Consider the following 22,364-nt stretch of genomic DNA (forward strand, 5'->3'; position numbering starts at 1 on the left):
CATGGACACATTGACCTGGCTGCTGCAGGGGTTCGAGCAGGCGGCGACCCCGATGAACCTGCTCTACGCGTGTCTCGGTGTCCTGCTGGGGACCGCGGTCGGAGTGCTGCCGGGCATCGGGCCCGCGATGACGGTGGCGCTGCTGCTGCCCGTCACCTACAACGTGAGCCCGAGCGCCGCGTTCATCATGTTCGCCGGCATCTACTACGGCGGAATGTACGGCGGGTCGACGACCTCGATCCTGCTCAACACCCCGGGGGAGTCGTCCTCCGTGATCACCGCGATCGAGGGCAACCGGATGGCGAGAGCCGGGCGCGCGGCGCAGGCCCTCGCCACCGCCGCCATCGGCTCGTTCGTCGCCGGATCGATCGGCACGATGCTGCTGGTGCTCTTCGCTCCCGCGGTGTCGCGCTTCGCCGTGACTCTCGGTGCGCCGTCGTATCTGGCGATCATGCTGCTCGCGCTGGTCGCCGTCACCGCCGTCCTCGGCAGTTCCAAGCTCCGGGGCTGCATCTCGCTGTTCCTGGGCCTCGCGATCGGACTGGTCGGAATCGACTTCCTCACCGGGCAGCCCCGCGCCACCTTCGGCATTCCGCAGCTGTCCGACGGCATCGACATCGTCGTCGTCGCGGTCGCGGTGTTCGCGGTCGGTGAGGCGCTGTGGGTGGCCGCGCACCTGCGCCGCCGCCCCGCCGAGGTCATCCCGGTCGGCCGTCCGTGGATGGGCCGCAGCGACTGGAAGCGGTCGTGGAAGCCGTGGTTGCGCGGCACCGCATACGGATTCCCGTTCGGCGCGCTGCCGGCGGGTGGTGCCGAGCTGCCGACCTTCCTCTCGTACATCACCGAGAAGAAGCTGTCGAAGCACAAGGACGAGTTCGGCAAGGGCGCCATCGAAGGCGTCGCGGGACCGGAGGCGGCGAACAACGCCTCCGCGGCGGGCACCCTCGTGCCGATGCTGTCGCTGGGCCTGCCGACCAATGCGACCGCCGCGGTGATGCTGACCGCCTTCGTGTCGTACGGAATCCAGCCCGGGCCGACGCTGTTCGAGAAGGAACCGCTGCTGATCTGGACGCTGATCGCGAGCCTGTTCATCGGCAACTTCCTCCTGCTCGTCCTCAACCTTCCCCTCGCCCCGCTGTGGGCCAAGCTGCTCCGCACGCCCCGGCCGTATCTGTACGCCGGCATCCTGTTCTTCGCCGCGCTCGGCGCGTTCGCCGTCAACCTGCAGTGGCTCGACCTCGCCCTGCTGCTGACGTTCGGCCTGCTCGGGCTCATGATGCGCCGGTTCGGTCTTCCGGTCCTGCCGTTGATCATCGGGGTGATCCTCGGGCCGCGCATCGAACGCCAACTCCGCCAGAGCTTGCAGCTCGGGGGCGGCGACTGGGGCAGTCTCGTCACCGAACCCGTCGCCATCGTCGTCGCACTGCTGCTCGTCGCGCCGCTCGCCGCCCGGTTCGTCCACTCGCGACGGCCTGCCGTGATTCCGGCCGGCACCCCCGGTGACGACTCCAGCGAGACCCGAGAGAAGGCCCACGCATGATCGTCGTCGGATTCACCCCGGACCGGTACGGCGGAGCCGCCGTCGACCACGGCATCGCCGAGGCCCGGTTGCGCGGCACCTCACTGCTCGTGATCAACACCTCCAGGGGCGATGCCCTCGCCGACCGGTCGTTCGCCGCCCGGGCACAGCTCGAGGCGCTGGAGGAGAAGTTGTCCGGAAGCGGCGTCGAGCACGAGATCAGGCAGACGGTCGGCGACGAGACCGTCGACGTGATCCTGGACGCCATGGAGCCCGACGAGGCGCAACTGCTGGTGATCGGGGTCCGCGACCGCACACCCGTCGGCAAGTTGCTTCTCGGCAGTACCGCCCAGCGGCTGCTGCTGTCCTGCCGCAAACCGGTGCTGGCGGTCAAGCCCGAGGAGGGGTGAGGCTCCTCGCCGCTCCGGGGTAGCTCACCCGCCGAGCCCGGTGACCCGCATCGTGAGGTTGAGCCGGCCCCGCGTCATCCCCGACGCGGGGTCGGCCGTGCCGGGAAAGACTTTGGGCACACCGTGATACGCGAACCGCGACGGACCGCCGAACACGAACAGGTCGCCGGATTCGAGCCGGACGTCGCGGTGGGGCCGGCCGCGGCTCTCGGTGTTGCCGAACCGGAAGGTGCACGCGTCGCCGATGCTGAGCGACACGATGGGGGCGTCGCTGCGTTCGTCCTTGTCCTGATGCATGCCCATGCGGGCGTCGCCGTCGTAGAAGTTGATCAGCGCGGTGTCGGGAGTGTAATCGTCGCCGGCGTGCGGGTCGTCGTACGCGGCGACGAGGGCACGCCGCCCGAGGTCGCCCAGCCGGTCCGGGAAAGGGGCGACGGGAGCGTCGTTCACGTCCACCGCGGTGCGGGTGTAACGGTACGGCGACCAGTGCCACCCGAGGCAGACGGTCTGCACCGACATCCGGCCCCCGCCAGGCAGGGCGGTGTGACGGATCGGCACGGGCCCGCGCGCCCAGTCCCGGCAGGCGGCGACGAGGCGGCGTTGCTCGTCGACGTCGAGCCAGCCGGGCACGTGCACGGCGCCCGGGGCGATCTCGACGCGGGCGCGCGGCACGGGGAACAGGGCGTCGCTCACGGGTGCCGCCTCGTCTGCCATTCCCGGTAGCGCCCCGGAAGGCACACCGCGCACGGGCGGTATCCGGCTGCGACGGCATCGGATTCGTCGGCGAAGAAGACCCGGTCCCGGACGTACCCGCCGCGGGCGATCGCCCGCAGCGCCGCGCGGCAGTCGAGGCGACCGTAGATCCGGCCGCGCCGGTGCCCACCGACGGACCCGGGGATCGGGCTGCGGTAGGGACGGCCGTCCGCGCCGAGCAGCGTGTAGCCGGTCATCGGGCGTCGTGCAGGACGAGGCCGAGGGTGCGGCGGACGCCGGCGCGGACGGTGCTGACCCCGTGCCGGACGGGGGAGCGGGTCCAGCCGCGCGCGGAGGGGGTGGGCCGGTCGCGGGTGGTGAAGATCAGCCCGTGACCCTGCTGCAGCACGGTGACGGTGCCGCGGGACTGTGCGCGGGCGCGTTGCTCGACGAGGAGGAACTCGCCGCCGAGGTGGTCGTGGCCGGGCCGGTCGAGGCCGATCACCACCTGCAGCGGGAACACCAGGTCGCCGTAGAGGTCGCGGTGCAGGGCGTTCCAGTCGCCGGTCGTGTAGCGCAGCAGGATGGGCGTCGGCCTGGCCTGTCCGGCGGCGTGGCAGGCGTCGAGCCAGTCGCCGAAGTCGTCGGGCCAGGGCGCCGGGTCGCCGAGCCGCTGCGCCCAGTCCCGTGCGACGGGCAGCAACCGGTGGTAGAACGCCGCGCGCAACCGGGTGATGCCCTCGGGTACGGGGTCGCCGAAGTAGCGGTAGGTGCCCTTGCCGAAGCGGTGCCGTTCCATGTCGATCGTGCTGCGGAAGCGGCGGTCGTCGTCCCACATCGCGGCGACGCGCGCGCACTCGTCCGCGGTGAGCAGCGGCCCGGTCTGCGCGCACCCCGCCGCGTCGAGTTCGGCGACGAGCGCCGGCCAGTCCTGAGCATCGACCCGCGCGGTGAGCGAGTCGGTCCGGTTCCCGGTGGTCATGGTTCCTCCTCCGCCCGGGCTGTCCCACCCGGCCCACCCGGTAGACGTCCGTCGGGCGGGGAACGTGAGATCCGAGCGGGAGGTTGTCGCGCCGAGGGGGCGGTTGTCGGGCACGCCACTCGCACGTTGCCACAACAACCTCCCCCTCGTCGCGGGAGTCACCCGTCGGCGAGCTTGGTGAGGAGGCGGGCCAGTTCGGTGCGCTCGGGGCCGTCGAGGTGGGCGAAGAACTCGGTGGCCTCGGTGTCGCGGGCCGCGTCGAGTTCGGCGGCGATGCGACGGCCCTCGTCGGTGAGGTGGACGCACACGGCGCGACGGTCGGCGGGGTCGGCGACGCGACGGGTCAGGCCCCGGGCCTCGAGCCGGTCGATCACCTCGGTGGCCGATCGCGGCGCGATGCGCAGCGCCTTGGCGACGTCGCCGAGGCGCAGCGGCTGAGCGGAGTGGCCGACGACGTGCAGCGCGCGGTGCTCGTGCGGGGACAGTTCCCACGGGACGAGGGTGGCGTGCCAGCGGCGTCGCAGCGTGCGGGTGGCCGTCATCAGCAGGTCGCGCAGCGCCGGGTCGGTGGGGGAGTCGGACATGATGCGGATCATACCTCACTTGACGGCTGCCTCTTAGTGAGGCAACCTCAACAAGTACGTTTCGTGCCTCACGAAGGAGGTGATGGGCATGATGCAGCCTCCGCCCGGCGGCGGGCCGGGACCGATGCGGCACGCCAAGCCCGACCCGCGCGACCGCGCCCAGCTCGAGGAATCCCCCGTGAGCGTGCGCCGCATCGGCGCGCTCTTCGCGCCCTACCGCTGGCAGGTCGCGCTCGTCGTCGTGCTCATCGTGGTGTCGTCGGTGATCACGCTCGCCAACCCGTTCCTCGTCCGCACCCTCATCGACCACGCGATTCCCGACCAGGACGTGCCGTTGCTGCTCGGCGCCGTCGGCGCGATGCTCGCCGTCACCGTCGTCGCCTCGATCCTCGGGGTGGTGCAGACGTGGATCTCCACCACGGTGGGCCAGCACGTCATGCACGACCTGCGCACCCGCGTGTTCGACCACCTGCAACGGCAGTCCCTCGGCTTCTTCACCCGCACCCGCGGCGGGGAGATCCAGTCACGCCTGACCAACGACATCGGCGGCATGCAGAACGTCGTCACCTCCACCGCCACCTCGATCGCCGCCAACGTCACCACCGTCGTCGGCACGGCCGTCGCGATGGCGGTGCTCAGCTGGCGGCTGTCGCTGCTGTCCCTGCTGGTGCTGCCGCCGGCGATCTGGCTCACCCGCAAAGTCGCCCTGATGCGCCGCGAGATCACCGCCGTGCGCCAGCGTCGCCTCGCCGACATGCAGACCCAGATCGAGGAGAGTCTCTCGCTCAGCGGCGTCCTGCTCGGTAAGACCCTCGGCACCGGCCCGGCCATGTCGACACGCTTCGCCCGCACCTCCACCGAACTGGCCGACCTCGAGGTCCGTTCCCAGCTGTCCGGTCGCTGGCGCATGGCCACGATGAACATCGTCTTCGCCGCCATCCCCGCCCTGCTCTACCTCGTCGCCGGCCTGCCCGCGACGTCGGGAGGGATGACCATCGGCACCCTCGTCGCCTTCACCGGCCTGCAGGCCACCCTGTTCCGGCCGCTGATGAGCCTGCTCGACGTGGGCGTGTCGGTCACCGGTTCGCTGGCGCTGTTCAGCCGCATCTTCGAATACCTCGACCTGACCGTCGAGATCGGCGAACCCGCGAACCCGGTGCGGCTCGACCTCGACCGGATCGCCGGCGCCGTGCGGTTCGACGACGTCCGCTTCCGCTACGACGGCGCCGACCGGGACGCGCTGGCCGGCATCACCCTCGACGTGCCCGCCGGCTCACACGTCGCTCTCGTCGGCGAAACAGGTTCGGGAAAGACGACTCTCGGGTCGCTCGTCGCGCGGCTGTACGACCCCACGTCGGGGCGGGTGACGATCGACGGCGTCGACGTGCGCGACCTTCCGCTCGCCGACATCGCGAGCCTGGTCGGGGTCGTCTCCCAGGAGACGTACCTGCTGCACGCCACGGTCCGGGAGAACCTGCGCCACGCCAAGCCCGACGCGACGGACGCCGAGATCGAGCAGGCCGCCCGCGCCGCGCACATCCACGAGCTCCTGTCCTCGTTGCCGGACGGCTACGACACCGTCGTCGGGGCGCGCGGACACCGCTTCTCCGGCGGCGAGAAGCAGCGCCTCGCCATCGCCCGCACCCTGCTGCGCGACCCGCGCATCCTGGTGCTCGACGAGGCGACGAGCGCGCTCGACAACGAGACCGAACGCGCGGTGCAGCAGGCCCTGGACGCGGCCCGCCGCGGCCGCACGACCCTCACCGTCGCGCACCGCCTCTCGACGATCCGCGACGCCGACACGATCGTCGTCCTCGACCGCGGCCGCATCGTGGAGCAGGGCAGCCACGACGAACTGCTCGCCCGCGGCGGCAGATACGCCGCGCTCGCGGCCCGCACGGAACCGCAGGAAGTCGGCGTGTAAGCGGCGCTCCCCGCGGATCAGCCGGACACCGAGAGGACGCGGGTGCGCAGGCGCCGCACCGCGTCCGCCGCCGGCACCACGGCGGCGCACCGCGCCGCGAGGTAGTGCAGCGCCTCGGTGTGCTCGCGCCGGGAGAAGTCCGCGACGCCGTCCGCGACGACGAAGACCTGCACGTCCTGCATGAATCCGTCCAGCGCGGTGCTCAGGCACCCGATGTGGGCGTAGACGCCGGTGACGACGAGCTGGTCCCGGCCCCACGCGCGCATCCGCTCCCGCAGGTCGGTGCGGATGAACGCGCTGTAGCGCCACTTGGTGAGCTGCACGTCGTCCTCGCGCGGCGCGAGGTCGGCGACGACGGACGTCAGGGCCGGATCGTCGGCCAGGCCGGGACCCCAGAAATCGGTGAGCAGCGCCCGCTCGGCCGGATCCTGGTCGCCGGGCTGGGCGGTGTAGACGACGGGAATGCCCGCCTCGTACGCCGACCGCCGGATCGCGTCGATGTTCGGGACCACCGTCGCCAGCGGATCCGCCGCGCGGTCGAAGGCCCGCACGAAGTACTCCTGCATGTCGTGCACGAGCAGTACCGCCCGCCCCGGGTCGATGGTCCAGTCGACGGTGTTGGCGGGCAGGTCGGTCGGCAGGGGATAGGACACGGACTTCGGCAGGGCCATCGCAGGATTCGCTTTCTGTGGTCGAGCGGAGTCGGGATCAGTGCTGCAGGGTGGCGGCGAGCGCGCGACGCAGTCCGGCGCGGCTGGTCTTGCCCACACCGGTGCGGGGGAAGGTGTCGACGAAGACCACCTTGTCGGGGATCTTGTACGCGGCCAGGCCCCGCTCGCGCAGGAAGGTCCTCAGCGCCGGGGCCTTCGGGGCCTCGCCGTCGGCGACGACGAACACACACGTGCGCTCCCCGAGGTAGGCGTCGGGCACGGCCACCACCGCGGCGTCCAGGACCCCGGGGTGGGCGAGCAGGTGGTTCTCCACCTCCTCGGCGGCGATCTTCTCGCCGCCCCGGTTGATCTGGTCCTTCGCGCGGCCCTCGACGACGACGTAGCCGTCCTCGGTCAGCCGCACGAGGTCACCGGTGCGGTAGAACCCGTCGGCGGTGAACGCCGACGCGTTGTGCCCGGGCGCGTCGTAGTAGCCGCGGATCGTGTAGGGACCGCGGGTGAGCAGGTGGCCCGTCGCGCCCGGGGCGACGGGACGGTCGGCGTCGTCGACCACCCGGATCTCGTCGTGCGGGCTGATGGGCCGGCCCTGGGTGCCGACGATGGTGGCCTCGGGGTCGTCGAGCCGGGTGTAGTTGACCAGGCCCTCGGCCATCCCGAACACCTGCTGCAGGGTGCAGCCGAGTTCGGGCGTCACGCGCGCGGCCGCCTCGGCGCCGAACTTCGCGCCCCCCACCTGCAGGACCTGCAGCGACGACAGGTCCCGGTCGATACGGGGCCGCGCCGACAGCCACGCCAGTGCGAGCGGGGGCACGAGCGACGCCATGGTGACCCGCTCGCGCTCGATCAGCGCGAAGGCGGTGTCGGGGCTCGGGTCCGGCGCCAGCACGATCGTGCCGCCGGCGTGCAGGACCCCGAGGATCCCGGGTGAGCTCATCGGGAAGTTGTGCGCCGCCGGCAGTACCACCAGCATCCGGGTGCCGGCGTCGACGCCGCAGATGCGGGCCGACTCGCGCACCGAGTACAGGTAGTCGGTGTGGGTGCGCGGGATCAGCTTCGGGGTTCCGGTGGTGCCGCCCGAGAGCTGCAGGAAGGCGACGGATTCCGCTTCGACATCGGCGAATTCGCCCGGCTCGTGCTCGCGCAGCGCGTCGAGCGGGGTGAACTCCCGGGCGTCGCCGGCGACGACCACGACCGGCGGACGGTCGAGGTTCGTGCACACCTGCCGGGCCAGGCCGCGGTAGTCGAATCCGCCGTGCTCGCCGGCGATCACGTACGCGGCGGCGTCGGTGAACCGGCAGAAGTACCCGATCTCGGCGCTGCGGTGCGCGGGCAGCGCGAACACCGGCAGCGCACCGAGCCGGAACACCGCGAAGACCACCTCGGTGTACTCGACGATGTTGGGCAGCTGCACCAGCACCCGGTCGCCCGGCCGGACGCCCGCGGCCGCGAGCCCGGTGGCGATCCGGTCCGCGGCGCCGGTGAGTTCGCGGTAGGTGAGGCGGCGTTCGGTGCCGCGGGCGTCACGGCCGACCACGGCGACGCGCTCGCCGTGGCGGTCGGCCCGCACGGACAGGAACCGGACGAACGTCTCGTCCGTCCAGTAGCCCGCGGCGCGGTAGAGTTCCGCGAACTCCTGGGGGTAGCCGGCGGTGGCAGCCAGGGGAGTCCGGGTGGCGGCGATCGTCACGGAGTTCCTTTCGATCCGGTTCAGGCGCGCAGCGTGGCGCCGCCGTCGACGTACAGGGTCTGCATGGTGATGTGGCGGGCACGGTCGGAGAGCAGGAACTCGACGGCGTCGGCGATGTCGGCAGGGTCGGCGATGCGGCCCAGCGGAATCCCCACCTTGAACGAGGCGGCGTCGCCGTCGATCGCGGTGCGGGCGCCCGCGTCGTCGGCCGGATCCGGCCACAGGGACCGTTGCATCGCCGTGTCCGTGGAGCCCGGGGCGACGACGTTGGCGCGGACCCCGAACCGGGCCAGCTCGAGGCCGAGCACACGAACGATCATGTGGGCGGCGGACTTCGACGCGCCGTATGCGCCCATTCCGGCGCGGGGCACACCCGCCGAATTGGAGCCGACCGTGACGATCGCCCCGCGGCGACGCTCGCGCATCCCGCGACCGACGACGCGCAGCACGTTGATCAGGCCGGTGACGTTGACGTCGAACATCCGCTGCCACTCGGCGGGATCGGAGTCGAGCACCGACCCGGTGGTGAAGACGCCCGCGACGTGGGCCAGCGCGTCGACCGGCCCGTGCTCGGCCTCCACTCGTGCGACCGCCTCGGCGACGCCGGCCGCGTCGCACACGTCGAGACCGTGCACGGGGGCGGCCACGTCGAGCAGCGCGGCGGTCTCGGCGAGGCCGTCGACATCGCGGTCGGCGAGGACGACGCGGTGCCCGGCCTTCGCGAGGGTCAGGGCGGTGGCGCGGCCGATGCCCTGGGCGGCGCCGACGACGAGGGTGACGGACCGGCTCACCGCCGCACCCCCAGCGCCTCGAGCACCGTGCCGAACTTCGTTGTGGTCTCCGCGAGTTCGTCGAGCGGATCCGACCCGGCGACGATGCCGCCGCCCGCGTGGGTCGTGAGCGTGGTGCCGTCGGCGTCGAGGACGGCGCAGCGGATCGTCACCATCCATTCGCCGTCGCCGTCCCGGTCGGCCCAGCCGACGGCGCCGGCGTAGAAACCGCGGTCACCCTCCAGTTCCTGGATCAGCGCCCGGGCGGGGGCGGTCGGCGTGCCGCAGATCGCGGGGGTCGGATGCACGGCGAGGGCGAGGTCGAGGGCGGTGACCGACCGGTCCCGCAACCGGCCCGAGATCGGGGTGCCCAGGTGCCAGAGCTGCCGGGTGCTCGTCAGGGTCGGCGACCCGGGGATGTCGAGGTCGGTGCACAGCGGTTCGAGGCTCGCACGCAGGGCGTCGACGACGTGGGCGTGCTCGGCGAGGTTCTTCTCCGACGCGACGAGGCGCCGGCCGGTGCGCCGGTCGACCTCGGGGTCCGGGTGCCGGGGCGCCGAACCGGCGAGCGGATGACACGTGACGAGGTCGCCGCGGCGCCGGACGAGCACCTCGGGACTGGCCCCGACGAGGTGTCGGCCGGTCCACGGTCCCCCGGCGGCGGTGAGGTCGACGACGAATCCGTTGCCGGAGGGGTCGTTTCCGGCCAGGCGGGCGAGCAGCGACGCCGGGTCGACGGGTGCGTCCGCCCGCAGGAGCAGCGCGCGGGCCAGCACCACCTTCGCCAGGTCGTCGGCCGGGTCGCGCAGTTGCCGCAGCGCCGTGGCCACCCGGTCGAGGTGTTCGTCCTCGGTGGGCAGCGTCGCGGCGATCCGCACCGGCGGCAGCGCGACGGTGACGTCCCCGACGGGGTCCGGCTGGTGTCGCAGCGCGACGGGAGCGGTGAGGGCGGCGTGGTGGTCGGGTGCGAACGGCAGCGCGCCGACGACGGCGGCCACCGAGCCGGCGCGCAGCGCTGCCGCGGCCTCGCCGGCCGAGGCGAACCGGGCGTCGACGCCCTCCGCCACGACGGTGCCGTGCGGACGCGACAGCACGAACGGGGCGGCGGACCCGATCTGCCGCGGGGCGGCGGTGCCGATCTGCCGCGGGGCGGCGGTGCCGATCTGCCGCGGGGCGGCGGTGCCGATCTGCCGCGGGGCGGCGGTGCCGGGCGCGGCGACGGCCGGTGCTTGCATGTGCGCAGACCTCTCGTAGTGGTGACAGGGACGGTCGCGGTGCCGTGCACCCGACCCAGCAGAACATATACGGTTAGCCTAACCTTTGGTATCGTCACGTTTCGCGCCGGACCGGCTTCACCTCTCGTGATGCGATACGGCACAGTCGAATTCGACCGTAGAAAGGGGATCGATCGTGCCCACGTCCGGCCCGTCGACCTCGGCATTTCCGCTGACGCGGGCCCAGTCCGGCGTATGGTTCGCCCAGCAGCTCGACCCCGCGAACCCCGTCTTCAACACCGCGGAATGCGTCGAACTCCGCGGCGACGTCGACGTCGCCGCGGTGACGCGGGCGGTCCGGGAGGCCGTCGCCGAAGCCGAGGTGCTCACCGCGGCCTTCGCCGTGGAGGCCGACGGATCGGTCCTCATCCGTCCCGGCGCGCACGAGGCGCCGGAGCCCGCCGTCGTCGATCTGCGCCGCGAGCCCGACCCGGAGGCGGCCGCCCGGCGCTGGATGGCCGGCGACCACACGCGCGTGCTGGATCCCGCCCGCGAGCCGTGCCTGCGCGCCGCCGTGCTCCGCCTCGGCGACCGGCACGCCGTCCTCTACCTGTGCATCCACCACCTGGTGATCGATGCCTACGGCTTCGGCCTGCTCACCCGGCGCATCGCCGAACGCTACACCGCCGACGTGCTCGGGCTGCCGGTCCCACCGGCCAGGTTCGCCCCACTCGCCCCCGTCGTCGCCGAGGAAGCCGCCTACCGCGCGTCCGCGGACTTCGCCGCCGACCGGGACTTCTGGGCCGGCTACCTCGACGGCGCCGAGGACGCCGTGACCCTCGCCGACGGTCCCGGCGGCATCGCCGTCCGCTGCCGCGGCGTGCGCCTGACCCTGACCGCCGTACAGCAGCAAGGGCTCTCGCGGATCGGCAAGGCCACCGGCGCGAGCTGGGGCGACGTCGTCACCGCCGCCGTCGCCGCGTTCCTGCGCGCCGCGACGGGACGCGGCGACGTGATCGTGGGATTCCCGGTGATGAACCGGCTCGGCAGCGCCGCGACGACCGTGCCGATGTCCGCGGTCAACGTCGTGCCGCTGCGCCTGCGTCCCGAACCCGCCCGCACTCTCGCCGATCTCGTCGCCGAGGTGCGTGCCGCCGTGGCGGACTGCCGCCCGCACCACCGCTACCGCGGGGAGGACATCCAGAACGACCTGCGCCTGCCCGCGGGCTCCCGGGGCGTCGTCGGACCGTCCGTCAACGTCAAACCGTTCGGCGACCGGCTGCGCTTCGCGGACCTGCACGCCGCGGTGCACTCCGTGGCCCGGGGCCCGCTGCAGGACTTCATGGTGACCGTGCGGCCGCTCGACCACACCGGCGGCCTCGAGGTCTGGGTGGACGCGGATGCCGACGCCTACACCGCCGACGACCTCGCGCGGCACGCACGCCGTCTCGAACTGCTCCTCACCCAAATCGCCGCGCTCGCCGATCCGCACCGGCCGCTGGCCCGGCTGCAGATCCTCGGCGCCGGCGAGCGCCGCCGCCTCCTCGTCGAGCGCAGCGGCGACGACCTGCCGGTGCCGACGGACCTCACGCTGCCGGACCTGCTGGCCGCGCAGGTGGCCCGTGACCCGGACGCACCCGCGGTGCGCGATGCCGCCACCGCCCTGACCTTCGGCGAACTGGCCGCGCGCTCGCGCCGCCTCGCCCGTCACCTCCTGAGCCGCGGGCTCGGCCCACAGCGGCGCGTCGCCGTCGCGTTGCCGCGCCGCGCCGACACGCTGGTTGCGCTGTTCGCCGTCCTCGAGGCCGGCGCCACGTGCGTTCCGCTGGACCCCGACCATCCCGCCGAGCGGCTCGCCCACGTGCTCGCCGAGACCGTACCCGGTGTCGTGCTCACCGGCGGCGACGGCGCCGCACGTATCGCCGAGATCTCCTGCACCGCGGGCCTGCCCGATCCGGTGAACCTCGACGGGCTGGACCTGTCCGGCTACGACGCCGAGCCGCTGACCCGCGCCGAACGCGGCCGCCCGCTGCACGAGCTCGACGTCGCCTACGTCATCCACACCTCCGGTTCGACCGGCCGGCCCAAGGGCGTGGAGGTCCCGCACCGCGGCGCCGTCAACCTGTTCCACAGCCACCGCGAGCGCGTCTTCTCCCGTGCCCGCGCCGAGGCCGGCCGCGACCGCCTGCGGGTCGGGCATGCCTGGTCGTTCGCGTTCGACGCCTCGTGGGGCCCGCATCTGTGGCTGCTCGACGGACACGAGCTGCGCATCGTCGACGAGGCCACCCAGCGGGACCCGCACCGGCTCGCCGAACTCGCCGGCAGCGAGGGCTGGCACTTCGTCGAACTGTCGCCCGCGCAACTCGAGCAGATCGTCGAGGCCGACCTGCTGCCCGCCGGTACCGTGCCGACGCTCGGCTTCGGCGGCGACGCCGTCACCGACGCCCTGTGGCAGCGTCTGCGTGAGCGCGACGGCGCCGCGTTCAACTTCTACGGCCCCACGGAGGGCACCGTCGACGTCCTCGTCGCCGAGGTGGGGGACGCGGCGGAACCCGTGATCGGCCGGCCGGTGGCGAACCTGCGCGCCTACGTGCTCGACGCCGCGCTGAACCCGGTCCCGGAGGGCGTGGACGGCGAACTGTACGTCGCCGGCCCCGGCGTGGTGCGCGGCTACCTCGGCGCGCCCGGCGCGACCGCGGCGCGGTTCGTGGCGAACCCGTTCGGCGACAGCGAAAGCCGCATGTACCGCACCGGCGACGTGGTGCGGTGGACCGCGGACGGCCACCTCGTCTACCGCGGCCGCCGGGACGACCAGGTCAAGATCCGCGGCTTCCGCGTCGAACTCGGCGAGGTCGAGGCGGCGCTGCAGGAGCTGCCCGGCGTCGCGCGGGCCATCGCCGTGGCGCGTCCCGACGCGACCGGCACCGCGCGGCTCGTCGCCTACCTGGTGGGCGGCGACGGTGACCCCGCGACGGCCCGCGAGCTCGTGGCGCGGCGGCTGCCGGCGCACATGGTGCCGTCGGCGTTCGTGTTCCTCGACGCGCTGCCGCTCACCTCCAACGGGAAGGTGGACCGCACGTCGCTGCCGGAACCGGACTTCGGGGCCCTCGTCGGCGGCCGCGCGGCCGCCACCGAACGCGAACGCGTGCTGTGCGCGGTGTTCGCGGACGTCCTGGGCCTCGACACCGTCGGCGTCGACGACGACTTCTTCCTCCTCGGCGGTCACTCCCTCGCGGCGGCCAAGCTGATCGCGAAGGTCCGCGACGCGCTCGGCGTGGAACTGCCGATCCGCACCGTCTTCGACCACCCGACCGTCGAGGGGCTCGCCGCGCAGTGCCCCGACGATGCCGCGGCCCTGCGGATCCCGCTGCGCCCGGTCGAACGCGGCGACCGTGCACCGCTGTCGGCGGGGCAGCAGCGGCTGTGGTTCCAGTTCCGGCTCGAGGGCCCGAGCCCGACCTACAACGTCCCGCTGACGCTGCGCCTGCGCGGCGTCCCCGATCCGGCGGCGCTGCACGAAGCGGTGCGCGCGGTGCTGGACCGGCACGAGGTCCTGCGCACCGTGCTCGAGGACCACGACGGCGTCGGCATGCAACGCGTGCTCGCCGCACCCGGCGTGCCGTTCACCGCCCGCACCGTCGCGGGGGCCGACCTGGACGCGGCGGTGGCGGCCGCGGCGCGGCACGTGTTCGACCTCGAACGCGAGATCCCGATCATGGTGATGCTTTTCGAGGGCGGATCCGCGGAGGCCGTGCTGCTGGTGCTCGTGCACCACGTCGCCGCCGACGAGTTGTCCGCCCCGATCCTGCTGCGCGAGCTCGGCGCGGCCTACGCCGCCGCGGCCGCCGGGAGTTCCTGGACGCCGGCGCCGCTGCCGGTGCAGTACGCCGACTTCGCGGTGTGGCACCGCGAGATCCTCGGCGACGGCGACGGACTCGCCGCCCGCCAGCTCGACTACTGGCGCGCCCGGCTCGACGGGATGCCGGAGGAACTCGACCTGCCCACCGACCGGCCCCGCGGCGCGACGGCCACGTTCGCGGGCGGCACGGTCGAACGGCTGGTACCGCCGCACGTGGCCGATGCGCTGCGGGCCGTCGCGCGCGGTGCGGGCGCCACGATGTTCATGCTCGTGCACACCGCCGTCGCCGTCGCCCTCGCGCGCAGCGGCGCGGGGGAGGACATCCCGATCGGCTCGCCCACCGCGGGCCGCCCCGCCGCCGAACTGGACGACCTCGTCGGGTTCTTCGTCAACATGGTGGTTCTGCGGACGGACCTGTCCGGCGATCCCACGCTCGCCGAACTGCTCGCCCGGATCCGCAGCACCGACCTCGACGCCTACGCGAACCAGGACCTGCCGTTCGACCGGCTCGTCGAGGCCCTGAACCCCTCCCGCAGCGCCGGCCGGCACCCGCTGTTCCAGGTGCTCGTGCAGCACCGCACCCCGCCGGTCGTCGACGCCTTCGCCGGCCTGGAACCGCGGGTGTCCACCGTCGACACCGGCGCCGCCCTGTTCGACCTGACCTTCGACGTGGTCGAGGACGCGGGCGACGGCCTGCGGGTGCGGGTGGAGTACGCGCGGGACCTGTTCGACGCGGCCACCGCCGACGCGCTCGCCGCCCGCGTGGTGCGCGCCTTCGCGGCGCTCCCGAGGGATCCGCGGACCCGGCTGTCCGCGCTCGACCTGCTCGCCGACGACGAGCGCGACCGTCTCTGCTCCGGCAGCCCGTACGTATGTATGGACGACGTCGAAGACGTCGGCGTGGATACCCTGGGTGAGCTGTTCACCCGCCAGGCGCGGCGCACCCCGACCGCGACCGCGCTGGTCACCGCCACCGGGACGCTCACCTTCGGGGAACTGCACGCCCGTACCAGTCGGCTCGCGCGGCACCTGATCCGCCGCGGCGTGGGACCCGAGACGGTGGTCGGGCTGATGCTGCCGCGCGGCACCGACGCGATCGTCGCGGCCCTCGCGGTGTGGCAGGCCGGCGGCGCCTACGTCCCGATCGATCCCGGGTACCCGGCCGAGCGCATCGAACACATGCTCGCCGACTCGAGGCCCGTCCTCGTCCTCGACGAGGCCGCGCTCGCCGCGGTGGACCCCACGCTCCCGGACACCCCGCTCGAGCCGGGCGAGCATCTCGGCGCAGTCTCCGGCGACGGGGCCGCCTATGTCGTCTACACCTCCGGCTCGACCGGGCTCCCCAAGGGCGTCGTGGTGCCGCACCGCGGCGTCGTGAACCTGGTCGCGACCCAGCGGCGTCGGACCGTCGGCCGCGCGGAGGACCGGCCGCTGCGGGTGCTGCTGACCTACGCGCTGTCGTTCGACTCCTCGATCGACCCGCTGCTGTCTATGCTCGCCGGGCACACCCTGTACCTGCCGGACGCCGACCTGCTCGCCGACGCCGCCGCCACCGTCGCCTACGTGCGCACCCACCGCATCGACGCCGTCGACTGCGTACCGCTGCTCATGACCGAACTGCTCGCCGCCGGCCTGTGCGAGCCCGCGGCGCCGCACCGTCCCAGCCTGCTCGCCGTCGGCGGCGAGGCCGTGTCCGCGGACCTGTGGTCGGCGCTCGGCGCGCTCGACGGGGTACGGGCGCTGAACATGTACGGCCCCACCGAATGCACGGTCGACGCCACGGTCGCCGAGATCCGCGGGGCGCGCCCGCACATCGGGGCGCCGATCGACGGCGCCCGGGTGTACGTGCTCGACGACCGTCTGCGCCTCGTCGCGGCGGGCGTGGCCGGAGAGCTGTACGTCGGCGGGCCCGGCGTCACCCGCGGCTACCTGAACCGCCCCGGGCCGAGTGCGGCCCGCTACGTGGCCGATCCGTTCGGCGCTGCGGGCGCCCGGCTCTACCGCACCGGAGATCGGGTGCGGTGGATCGACGCGGGCGGCGACCGTCCGGTGCTCGAGTACCTCGGCCGCAGCGACGATCAGGTCAAGATCCGCGGGTTCCGCATCGAGCTCGGCGAGATCGAGGCCGCGTTGTCGGCGCACCCGGCGGTCGCGGGCTGCGTGGTCGTGGCCCGGGAGGACGAGCCGGGCCGCCGCCGGCTCGTCGGGTACGTCACCGGCGCCGGAGCAGATCCGGAAGTGTTGCGGCAGCACGTGTCCCGTAGTCTGCCCGAGCACATGGTGCCGGCCGCGATCGTGGTGCTCGACGAGTTCCCGGTCACCCCCAACGGTAAGGTCGACCGGCGGGCGCTGCCCGCCCCGGTCTTCGCGCCCGCCGGGGCGTCCCGGGCCCCGGCGAACGACCTCGAGCGGCGCCTGTGCGCGGTGGTGGCGGAGGTGCTGCGCCTGGACACGATCGGACCCGACGACGACTTCTTCTCCCTCGGAGGTGATTCCATCGTCTCGATCCAGCTCGTGTCGAGAGCCCGGGCGGCGGGACTGCGCTTCGCCGCCCGCGACGTCTTCGAGCACCGCACCCCGGCGGGCCTGGCCCGCATCGTGCAGGTCGACACGGCACCGGACGAGACGGAACGCACCGCCGCCCTGGGTCTCGTCCCGGCGACCCCGATCGTGCACGACCTCCTCGACCGCGGCGGCCCCTACCGGGGATTCGCCCAGTCCCGCCTCCTGCACGCGCCCGTCGGGCTCGACCTCGGCACCCTGGTCGGGGCGGTGGGCCGGGTGCTCGCGGTGCACGACGCCCTGCGCGCCGTGTTCGATCCGGCGGCAAGGACATTCGACGTCCGTGCCGCGGACGCCGTCGATCCGGCCACGCTCGTCACGCGGGTGGACGTCCGGGGACTCGACGAGCGGTCCCGCTCGACGGTGCTGTCCGAGGAGACCGACGTCGCCTGTGCCGCCCTGGATCCCGAGACCGGTGACATGATGCGGGTGGTCTTCTTCGACGCCGGCCCAGGGCGTCCGGGCCGGATCCTGGTGGTGGTGCATCATCTGGTGATCGACGGGGTCTCGTGGCGGATCCTGGTCCCGGACCTGGCCGTCGCGTGCGAGGGCACCGAACCGGCCGGCGGGGGAACGCCGCTGCGGACCTGGGCGCGGGGGCTGCTCGACCAGGTTCCGGCGCGGCGCGGCGAACTGGGGTTGTGGCGCCGTGCCCTCGAACCGGCCGGATGCGTGCGGATCGCGGGGCGGCGGGTGGATCCCGCGCGCGACACGATGGCGACGGTTTCGCGGGTGCAGGTGCAGGTCCCGGCGTCGGTGACCGAGGCGCTGCTGACGACGGTGCCGGAGCGCTTCCGCGCCGGCGTCGACGACGTGCTGCTCACCGCGCTGGCGCTGACGGTGGGCCGGGTGTGCGGCGGTGGGGCGGTCCCGGTGGACCGGGAGGGGCACGGACGCGAGGAGCAGGTGGTGCCCGGCGCCGACCTGTCCCGCACCGTCGGCTGGTTCACCAGCCTGTATCCGGTCCGCCTCGACGTCTCCGGGGTGGATCTCGCCGAGGCGTTCGCCGGCGGCGACTGCGCCGGGGTGGCGCTCAAGCTCGTCAAGGAGCAGTTGCGGGAGATCCCGGACAACGGAATCGGGTTCGGCATGCTCCGCCATCTCGATCCCGAGTCCGGGACCGAACTCGGGGCCGCACCGGCACCGGAGATCGGGTTCAACTATCTCGGCCGGCTGACCCTCGGCGAGGGGGACGGCGGACCGTGGACGGCCGCTCCGGAGGCCGGCGTGCTCGGCGGCACCACCGACGAGGCGATGCCGGTGAGCCACGCGATCGAGGTCGGCGCCGTCACCGAGGAGACGCCGGCCGGACCGGTACTCCGCGCGACGTGGGGTTACGCCACCGGGGTCGTGCCGGCGTCCGTCGTCGCCGAGTTGGCGCACGGCTGGGTCGCGGCGCTGTGTGCGCTCGCCGACCACGCCGCGCGTGACGACGCCGGTGGCTTCACTCCCTCCGATCTGACGCTGAGCGACCTCGACCAGTCCGAAATCGACGATTTCGCCCTGGAATTCGGGTGAGTGCCTCTGCGCTGGGCCCGGAGGTGCGCCGCATCATCGATGCGGACCGTCGGCAGCGGAGTAACGACGTGTTCTTCGATCGGGACGGACAGGACACCGTCCTTCCTGGGGCGTCAGTACGCTCCGGGACCGCGTAGGCCACGGAGCAGTGGTCGGGGTCCTACAGGGGCAGGGGACGGTTGTCTACCACGCTTTTCATGACGAGAGTGGAGCTGAGGCGCCCGACGCCGGGGAGGGTGGCGAGGGATTCGTCGTAGAGCTTCTGGAAGGCGGGCAGGTCGCGGGTGATCACCCGCAGGAGGTAGTCGGGGTCGCCGAACAGTCGTTGCGCTTGCAGGACATGGGGTATGGCGGCGACGGCCGGTTCGAATGCCTCGAGGGTGTCGCGGTCGACGGTGCGCATGGTGACGAAGACGAGCGCCTCGAACGTCAGGCCCAGGGCGCCGGCGTCGAGCTGGGCGCGGTAGCCGGTGATCGCGCCGGAGCTCTCCAACGCGCGTAGGCGGCGGTGGCAGGGCGAGATGCTGAGTTGGACCCGATCTGCGAGTTCGGTGACGGTGAGCCGCCCGTCTTGTTGGAGCTCGGCAAGGATCTTTTTGTCGACGTTGTCCATGTGGAAGATTTTCCCCCAATTACACGGTTCTTGTGAAAACTATGGGAACGAATTCCAGGTCGATCTCCCTAATCTCTCTATCGGGAACCGCCAGGCGTCCTGGCGGTCCGAGAGTGTGAAGGATGAGTGAGGTCATGGCGGTCGGTACCGTTGCTGCGTTCTGGGCGGTGTCGTTTCTGTTCGTGCTGACGCCGGGGGCGGATTGGGCCTACGCGATCGCGGCGGGGCTGCGGCACCGCACCGTGGTGCCCGCGGTCGGTGGGATGTTGTCGGGGCATCTGGCAATGACCGCGGTGGTGGCGACCGGCGTCGCGGCGCTGGTGGCCCGCTCGCCGTTGGTGCTGAGCGCGTTGACGGCGGTCGGGGCGGCGTACCTGGTGTGGCTGGGGATCACGATGCTCGTCAAGCCCTCGGCTCTGCCGCAGACCGGGGCGGACCAGCCACCGGAATCGTGGGTGCGGCAGGCGGTCAAGGGTATGGGGACCAGCGGGCTGAATCCGAAGGTGCTTCTGCTGTTCCTGGCGCTGCTGCCACAGTTCACCGACACGGACGCGCGGTGGCCCCTCGCGGTGCAGATCGTGCTGCTGGGTGTGGTGCACACGGTCAGCTGCGCGGTGGTCTACATGGGGGTGGGGACGGGGGCGCGGGTGGTGCTGCGCACCCGCCCCGCCGCGGCGCGGGTGGTGACCTGGATTTCCGGTGCCGCGATGATCGGAATCGGTGCGGTACTGCTGATCCAGCGGGTGGTCGGATAGGACTCGGCGACAGCACGCGTTCACGTGCGGTCCGGAACGGCGCGTGCGCGCGACGCCGACCATTTCCGGGGAAACGGCACCTGCAGCGTTCCCGGCGTGACCGGGATGTGTTCGGCGGCGGCATGTAGTCGATTGTTCCGCGCGACGACGGCGCCGCCGCGGATCATCGTCTCGACCAGTTCGGCGGCGAGCGCCTCGGGTGTGAGGCACAACCGTGCGGCGTTGGTCAGCCACGCGCGTGCATGCAGGTAGGGCTCGACCTCGTCGGCGGGAATGCCGCCTCGAATCATCAACGCGAAGACGAGAATTCGACGTGCGCCGTACCACACCGCGCCGTCAGGGTCGTCGACGTGACGCTGGCCGCGACGCCGTGCACTGGCCAGTGCTCCGTCGGTGTCGGCGGGAATCGGTCCGTGCGCGGGCAGCAGCACCCGTGGCCGAAGGTCGGTCAACCGGTGCAGCGATTGCAGGGCCGTGCGGGCCGCGTCAGGGCCGTCGAGGGCACTGTCGACCCAGCCGACGTCGTAGTCGGACAGCGCGTCTCCGACCACCTGTAGTTGCTGCATGCGAGCAACCGCGTGCAAACAATCCTCGCCGCCCGCGAGTGCGGTCTCATCCGCTGACCCCCCGCCTGCAGCCTCGCATCCCCGCCCGCAGGCGTCGCCACCAGCAGCCACCGGGCTGGGCACTCGGCCCTGCCCGGTGGCGCATATTCCAGAACGGGGGCCAGACAGCCTGTCGGCTCCGCGGAGCACATCGAACGTCAGAAGTCAGCGCATACACGACGACGGGATCGCCGAATCAGGCTGGCGACAGCGGGCAAGGGGGTTACACGCTCGCGATGAGGCTTCGGAGGCGACGAACCAGTCTCGGGTGCGTCCCCGGAGCCGGAACAGTGACCACGGGTCCTCGCGTGTCAGCTCCGCCAATGCCAGGCTGTCGCCGGTGCGGCGATGCGAGGGAGGCATTGTCGAGTTCGCTCAGTTGCATACTCACCTCGTTGTCGAGGATCGACTCCGACAGTGTGCGTTTGCTCTGCAGGATCTCATCGATTCGTTCCTCCAGGGCGCCCACACACATCAGTCGGTGGACGACAACAGGATGGGTCTGGCCGATCCGGTGGGCGCGGTCGGTTGCCTGGTCTTCGACGGCGGGGTTCCACCAGTGATCGCCGGCTACGACGTGCGGCATGAGGCGGCAGCGGTCCGGAACGTTCGCATGCTGCGACGAACGTCGTCGGGGTCCCGGATACCACGCTCTGGGGCCTCCACCCGAGACAGGGCTGCACTCGTGGACGACCGGCCACCGGTCGTCGCGGTGGAGGCACCGCACCGCCGCCCGTCCCGATCCACTGGGAATGTGTCATATCGGGTCGAACGGGTGCCGTCGACGCTTGGCGGCGGCGGACGTGGAGTTTTGCTGGGGTCTGGCTCGGTGCAGACAACAGGTGCACAGGTCCGGGGACGTAGCGCTTGGCGCCCGCACCGAGTTCGGTTAGCCTAACCAATCAGGTCCGGGCGGATGCCCGGCGAACAGACATGTGGGAGTAAGCGATGCGGGTTGAGGGACGGGGCCGGCTGCGCCGCGCAGCGGTGTTCGGCGCGACGGCGGTGCTGGCCGTGGGCCTGGTGGGGTGCGGCAGCGACGGTGGCTCCGGCGAGGAACCGGCCGCGGATGCCACGCGCACGTTCGAGGCGCAGAACGGGCCGATCGAGATCCCGTCCGACCCGCAGCGCATCGTCGCCTGCGGCTACGCGGTGCTACCGCTGCTCCAGGCCGACGCGAATCTCGCCGCCGCCTGCGAATGGACCCGCGAGCTCGACAACATGGACGCGGAGACCAAGGCCGCGTACGAGGCGCTGCCCAAGGTGGCGCCGGACGGGGCCGTGAGCGAACTCGACTACGAGGCCGTCGCCGCCGCCGCGCCCGACCTGATCATCATGGGCGTGCCCGCGCGCGTGCAGTCGCAGCTCGACACGGCCAAGCTCGAGGCCCTCGCTCCGGTGGTCTTCCTCGGCCTGACCAACCCCGGTGACTGGCGCGGCCTCGGTGAGCAGTACGCCGACGCCGCGAACGTGTCCGACGCCTACGGCGAGTACAAGGAGCAGTACGAGGCACGCGCCGCGGAGATCGCCGGGAAGTACCGCGGCACCCTCGGGAACCTGACCTTCGCCGGCGTCTGCAACGTGTGCGGCACCGAGCCCGGTGAGTTCTTCCGCGAGTACGCCTCGTCGTACACCACCAACCTGTTCGAGGACCTCGACCTGCAGTTCCCCGGTCAGCCCGCCAACCCCGAGGACGTGCACGGCGAGTACCTCTCCGTCGAGGAGATCGGCCGGAACCTCGGGAACGTCGACGTCATCGTCTACGGCGTCGAGGCCGACGGCTCGGTCTCGCCCGAGCTGCAGGAGCTGATGGCCTCCCCGCTGTGGCAGTCCCTGCCCGCCGTGCAGGGCGGAAATCTGGTTCCGGTCAAACATTCCCACGCCGCGACCTACGAGACCGCGCTGCTCGCACTCGATTCCATCGACGAGGCGCTCGCCGCGCTGCCCGCGAACCGGCAGCAGTAGCCCTCCCCGCACCCACGGCCCCCGCGTCCGGCG

The 22,364-nt window shown here is 72.5% G+C and carries 16 protein-coding genes; 6 read left to right on the forward strand and 10 right to left on the reverse strand.

Annotated features, from left to right (window positions below; genetic code table 11):
- Position 1 precedes the first annotated feature (1 nt).
- Both HFP48_RS05300 and HFP48_RS05305 read left to right on the forward strand, forming a co-directional pair.
- On the forward strand, positions 2-1,540 hold the full coding sequence (locus HFP48_RS05300) for a tripartite tricarboxylate transporter permease (RefSeq protein WP_168579164.1): 1,539 nt from the start codon (positions 2-4) through the stop codon (positions 1,538-1,540).
- The gene (locus tag HFP48_RS05305) at positions 1,537-1,929 is read left to right on the forward strand and encodes a universal stress protein (protein WP_029541295.1); all 393 of its coding nucleotides are present in this window, start codon (positions 1,537-1,539) and stop codon (positions 1,927-1,929) included. The genes HFP48_RS05300 and HFP48_RS05305 overlap by 4 nt, the downstream gene beginning before the upstream one ends.
- A gap of 24 nt (positions 1,930-1,953) precedes the next feature.
- Here HFP48_RS05305 and HFP48_RS05310 read toward each other — a convergent pair whose 3' ends face one another.
- The 4 genes from HFP48_RS05310 to HFP48_RS05325 all read right to left on the reverse strand — a co-directional run bounded on the left by HFP48_RS05310 (position 1,954) and on the right by HFP48_RS05325 (position 4,200).
- Positions 1,954-2,622: an alpha-ketoglutarate-dependent dioxygenase AlkB gene (locus HFP48_RS05310; RefSeq protein ID WP_006931893.1), complete on the reverse strand. Its 669-nt coding sequence runs from the start codon at positions 2,620-2,622 to the stop codon at positions 1,954-1,956.
- Complete coding sequence (locus HFP48_RS05315) at positions 2,619-2,879, reverse strand: Ada metal-binding domain-containing protein (protein ID WP_006931895.1); 261 nt, start codon at positions 2,877-2,879, stop codon at positions 2,619-2,621. Before HFP48_RS05315 ends, HFP48_RS05310 begins: the two co-directional genes overlap by 4 nt.
- Positions 2,876-3,604: a 2OG-Fe(II) oxygenase gene (locus HFP48_RS05320; RefSeq protein WP_006931896.1), complete on the reverse strand. Its 729-nt coding sequence runs from the start codon at positions 3,602-3,604 to the stop codon at positions 2,876-2,878. Before HFP48_RS05320 ends, HFP48_RS05315 begins: the two co-directional genes overlap by 4 nt.
- A 158-nt stretch (positions 3,605-3,762) precedes the next feature.
- On the reverse strand, positions 3,763-4,200 hold the full coding sequence (locus HFP48_RS05325; protein ID WP_168579165.1) for a winged helix DNA-binding protein: 438 nt from the start codon (positions 4,198-4,200) through the stop codon (positions 3,763-3,765).
- Between the two features lie 76 nt (positions 4,201-4,276).
- Here HFP48_RS05325 and HFP48_RS05330 point away from each other — a divergent pair, with 76 nt between their 5' ends.
- A complete protein-coding gene (locus tag HFP48_RS05330) occupies positions 4,277-6,112 on the forward strand; it encodes an ABC transporter ATP-binding protein (RefSeq protein WP_029541303.1) in 1,836 nt (611 codons plus the stop codon).
- 17 nt (positions 6,113-6,129) lie between these two features.
- Here HFP48_RS05330 and HFP48_RS05335 read toward each other — a convergent pair whose 3' ends face one another.
- From HFP48_RS05335 to HFP48_RS05350, 4 genes are read right to left on the reverse strand one after another with little or no spacing between them, the layout of a single operon-like run.
- Positions 6,130-6,783 (reverse strand): isochorismatase family protein, encoded by a 654-nt coding sequence (locus tag HFP48_RS05335; RefSeq protein WP_029541306.1) that lies wholly within the window; start codon positions 6,781-6,783, stop codon positions 6,130-6,132.
- A 37-nt stretch (positions 6,784-6,820) separates the two neighbouring features.
- Entirely contained in the window at positions 6,821-8,470 is a 1,650-nt protein-coding gene (locus HFP48_RS05340) for a (2,3-dihydroxybenzoyl)adenylate synthase (protein WP_029541308.1), read from the reverse strand.
- 20 nt (positions 8,471-8,490) lie between these two features.
- Entirely contained in the window at positions 8,491-9,261 is a 771-nt protein-coding gene (locus HFP48_RS05345; protein ID WP_029541311.1) for a 2,3-dihydro-2,3-dihydroxybenzoate dehydrogenase, read from the reverse strand.
- Positions 9,258-10,475: an isochorismate synthase gene (locus HFP48_RS05350; RefSeq protein WP_206530700.1), complete on the reverse strand. Its 1,218-nt coding sequence runs from the start codon at positions 10,473-10,475 to the stop codon at positions 9,258-9,260. Before HFP48_RS05350 ends, HFP48_RS05345 begins: the two co-directional genes overlap by 4 nt.
- 175 nt (positions 10,476-10,650) lie before the next feature.
- Here HFP48_RS05350 and HFP48_RS05355 point away from each other — a divergent pair, with 175 nt between their 5' ends.
- Complete coding sequence (locus HFP48_RS05355; RefSeq protein ID WP_168579166.1) at positions 10,651-18,393, forward strand: non-ribosomal peptide synthetase; 7,743 nt, start codon at positions 10,651-10,653, stop codon at positions 18,391-18,393.
- 160 nt (positions 18,394-18,553) lie between these two features.
- Here the strand turns inward: HFP48_RS05355 and HFP48_RS05360 are convergent, their stop codons facing one another.
- The gene (locus HFP48_RS05360) at positions 18,554-19,006 is read right to left on the reverse strand and encodes an Lrp/AsnC family transcriptional regulator (RefSeq protein WP_006931915.1); all 453 of its coding nucleotides are present in this window, start codon (positions 19,004-19,006) and stop codon (positions 18,554-18,556) included.
- A gap of 122 nt (positions 19,007-19,128) precedes the next feature.
- On the opposite strand from HFP48_RS05360, the gene HFP48_RS05365 reads away from it, so the two are divergent.
- A complete protein-coding gene (locus HFP48_RS05365) occupies positions 19,129-19,761 on the forward strand; it encodes a LysE family translocator (protein WP_246872519.1) in 633 nt (210 codons plus the stop codon).
- Positions 19,762-19,781: 20 nt separating this feature from the next.
- Here the strand turns inward: HFP48_RS05365 and HFP48_RS05370 are convergent, their stop codons facing one another.
- Complete coding sequence (locus HFP48_RS05370) at positions 19,782-20,450, reverse strand: hypothetical protein (protein WP_168579167.1); 669 nt, start codon at positions 20,448-20,450, stop codon at positions 19,782-19,784.
- Positions 20,451-21,314: 864 nt separating this feature from the next.
- Between HFP48_RS05370 and HFP48_RS05375 the strand changes: the two genes are divergently transcribed.
- Positions 21,315-22,331, forward strand: coding sequence for an ABC transporter substrate-binding protein (locus HFP48_RS05375; RefSeq protein ID WP_168579168.1), 1,017 nt, complete (start codon positions 21,315-21,317; stop codon positions 22,329-22,331).
- Positions 22,332-22,364 lie beyond the last annotated feature (33 nt).

Source organism: Rhodococcus sp. DMU1, assembly GCF_012272955.1.
GTDB lineage: Bacteria > Actinomycetota > Actinomycetes > Mycobacteriales > Mycobacteriaceae > Rhodococcus > Rhodococcus aetherivorans.

Bases quoted from the DNA above. Each gene is read 5' to 3' on its own strand.
- HFP48_RS05360 (WP_006931915.1), bottom strand. From the start codon at position 19,006: ATGGACAACGTCGACAAAAAGATCCTTGCCGAGCTCCAACAAGACGGG.
- HFP48_RS05365 (WP_246872519.1), top strand. From the start codon at position 19,129: ATGAGTGAGGTCATGGCGGTCGGTACCGTTGCTGCGTTCTGGGCGGTG.
- HFP48_RS05300 (WP_168579164.1), top strand. From the start codon at position 2: ATGGACACATTGACCTGGCTGCTGCAGGGGTTCGAGCAGGCGGCGACC.
- HFP48_RS05335 (WP_029541306.1), bottom strand. From the start codon at position 6,783: ATGGCCCTGCCGAAGTCCGTGTCCTATCCCCTGCCGACCGACCTGCCC.
- HFP48_RS05330 (WP_029541303.1), top strand. From the start codon at position 4,277: ATGATGCAGCCTCCGCCCGGCGGCGGGCCGGGACCGATGCGGCACGCC.
- HFP48_RS05325 (WP_168579165.1), bottom strand. From the start codon at position 4,200: ATGATCCGCATCATGTCCGACTCCCCCACCGACCCGGCGCTGCGCGAC.
- HFP48_RS05315 (WP_006931895.1), bottom strand. From the start codon at position 2,879: ATGACCGGCTACACGCTGCTCGGCGCGGACGGCCGTCCCTACCGCAGC.
- HFP48_RS05305 (WP_029541295.1), top strand. From the start codon at position 1,537: ATGATCGTCGTCGGATTCACCCCGGACCGGTACGGCGGAGCCGCCGTC.
- HFP48_RS05320 (WP_006931896.1), bottom strand. From the start codon at position 3,604: ATGACCACCGGGAACCGGACCGACTCGCTCACCGCGCGGGTCGATGCT.
- HFP48_RS05375 (WP_168579168.1), top strand. From the start codon at position 21,315: ATGCGGGTTGAGGGACGGGGCCGGCTGCGCCGCGCAGCGGTGTTCGGC.
- HFP48_RS05350 (WP_206530700.1), bottom strand. From the start codon at position 10,475: ATGCAAGCACCGGCCGTCGCCGCGCCCGGCACCGCCGCCCCGCGGCAG.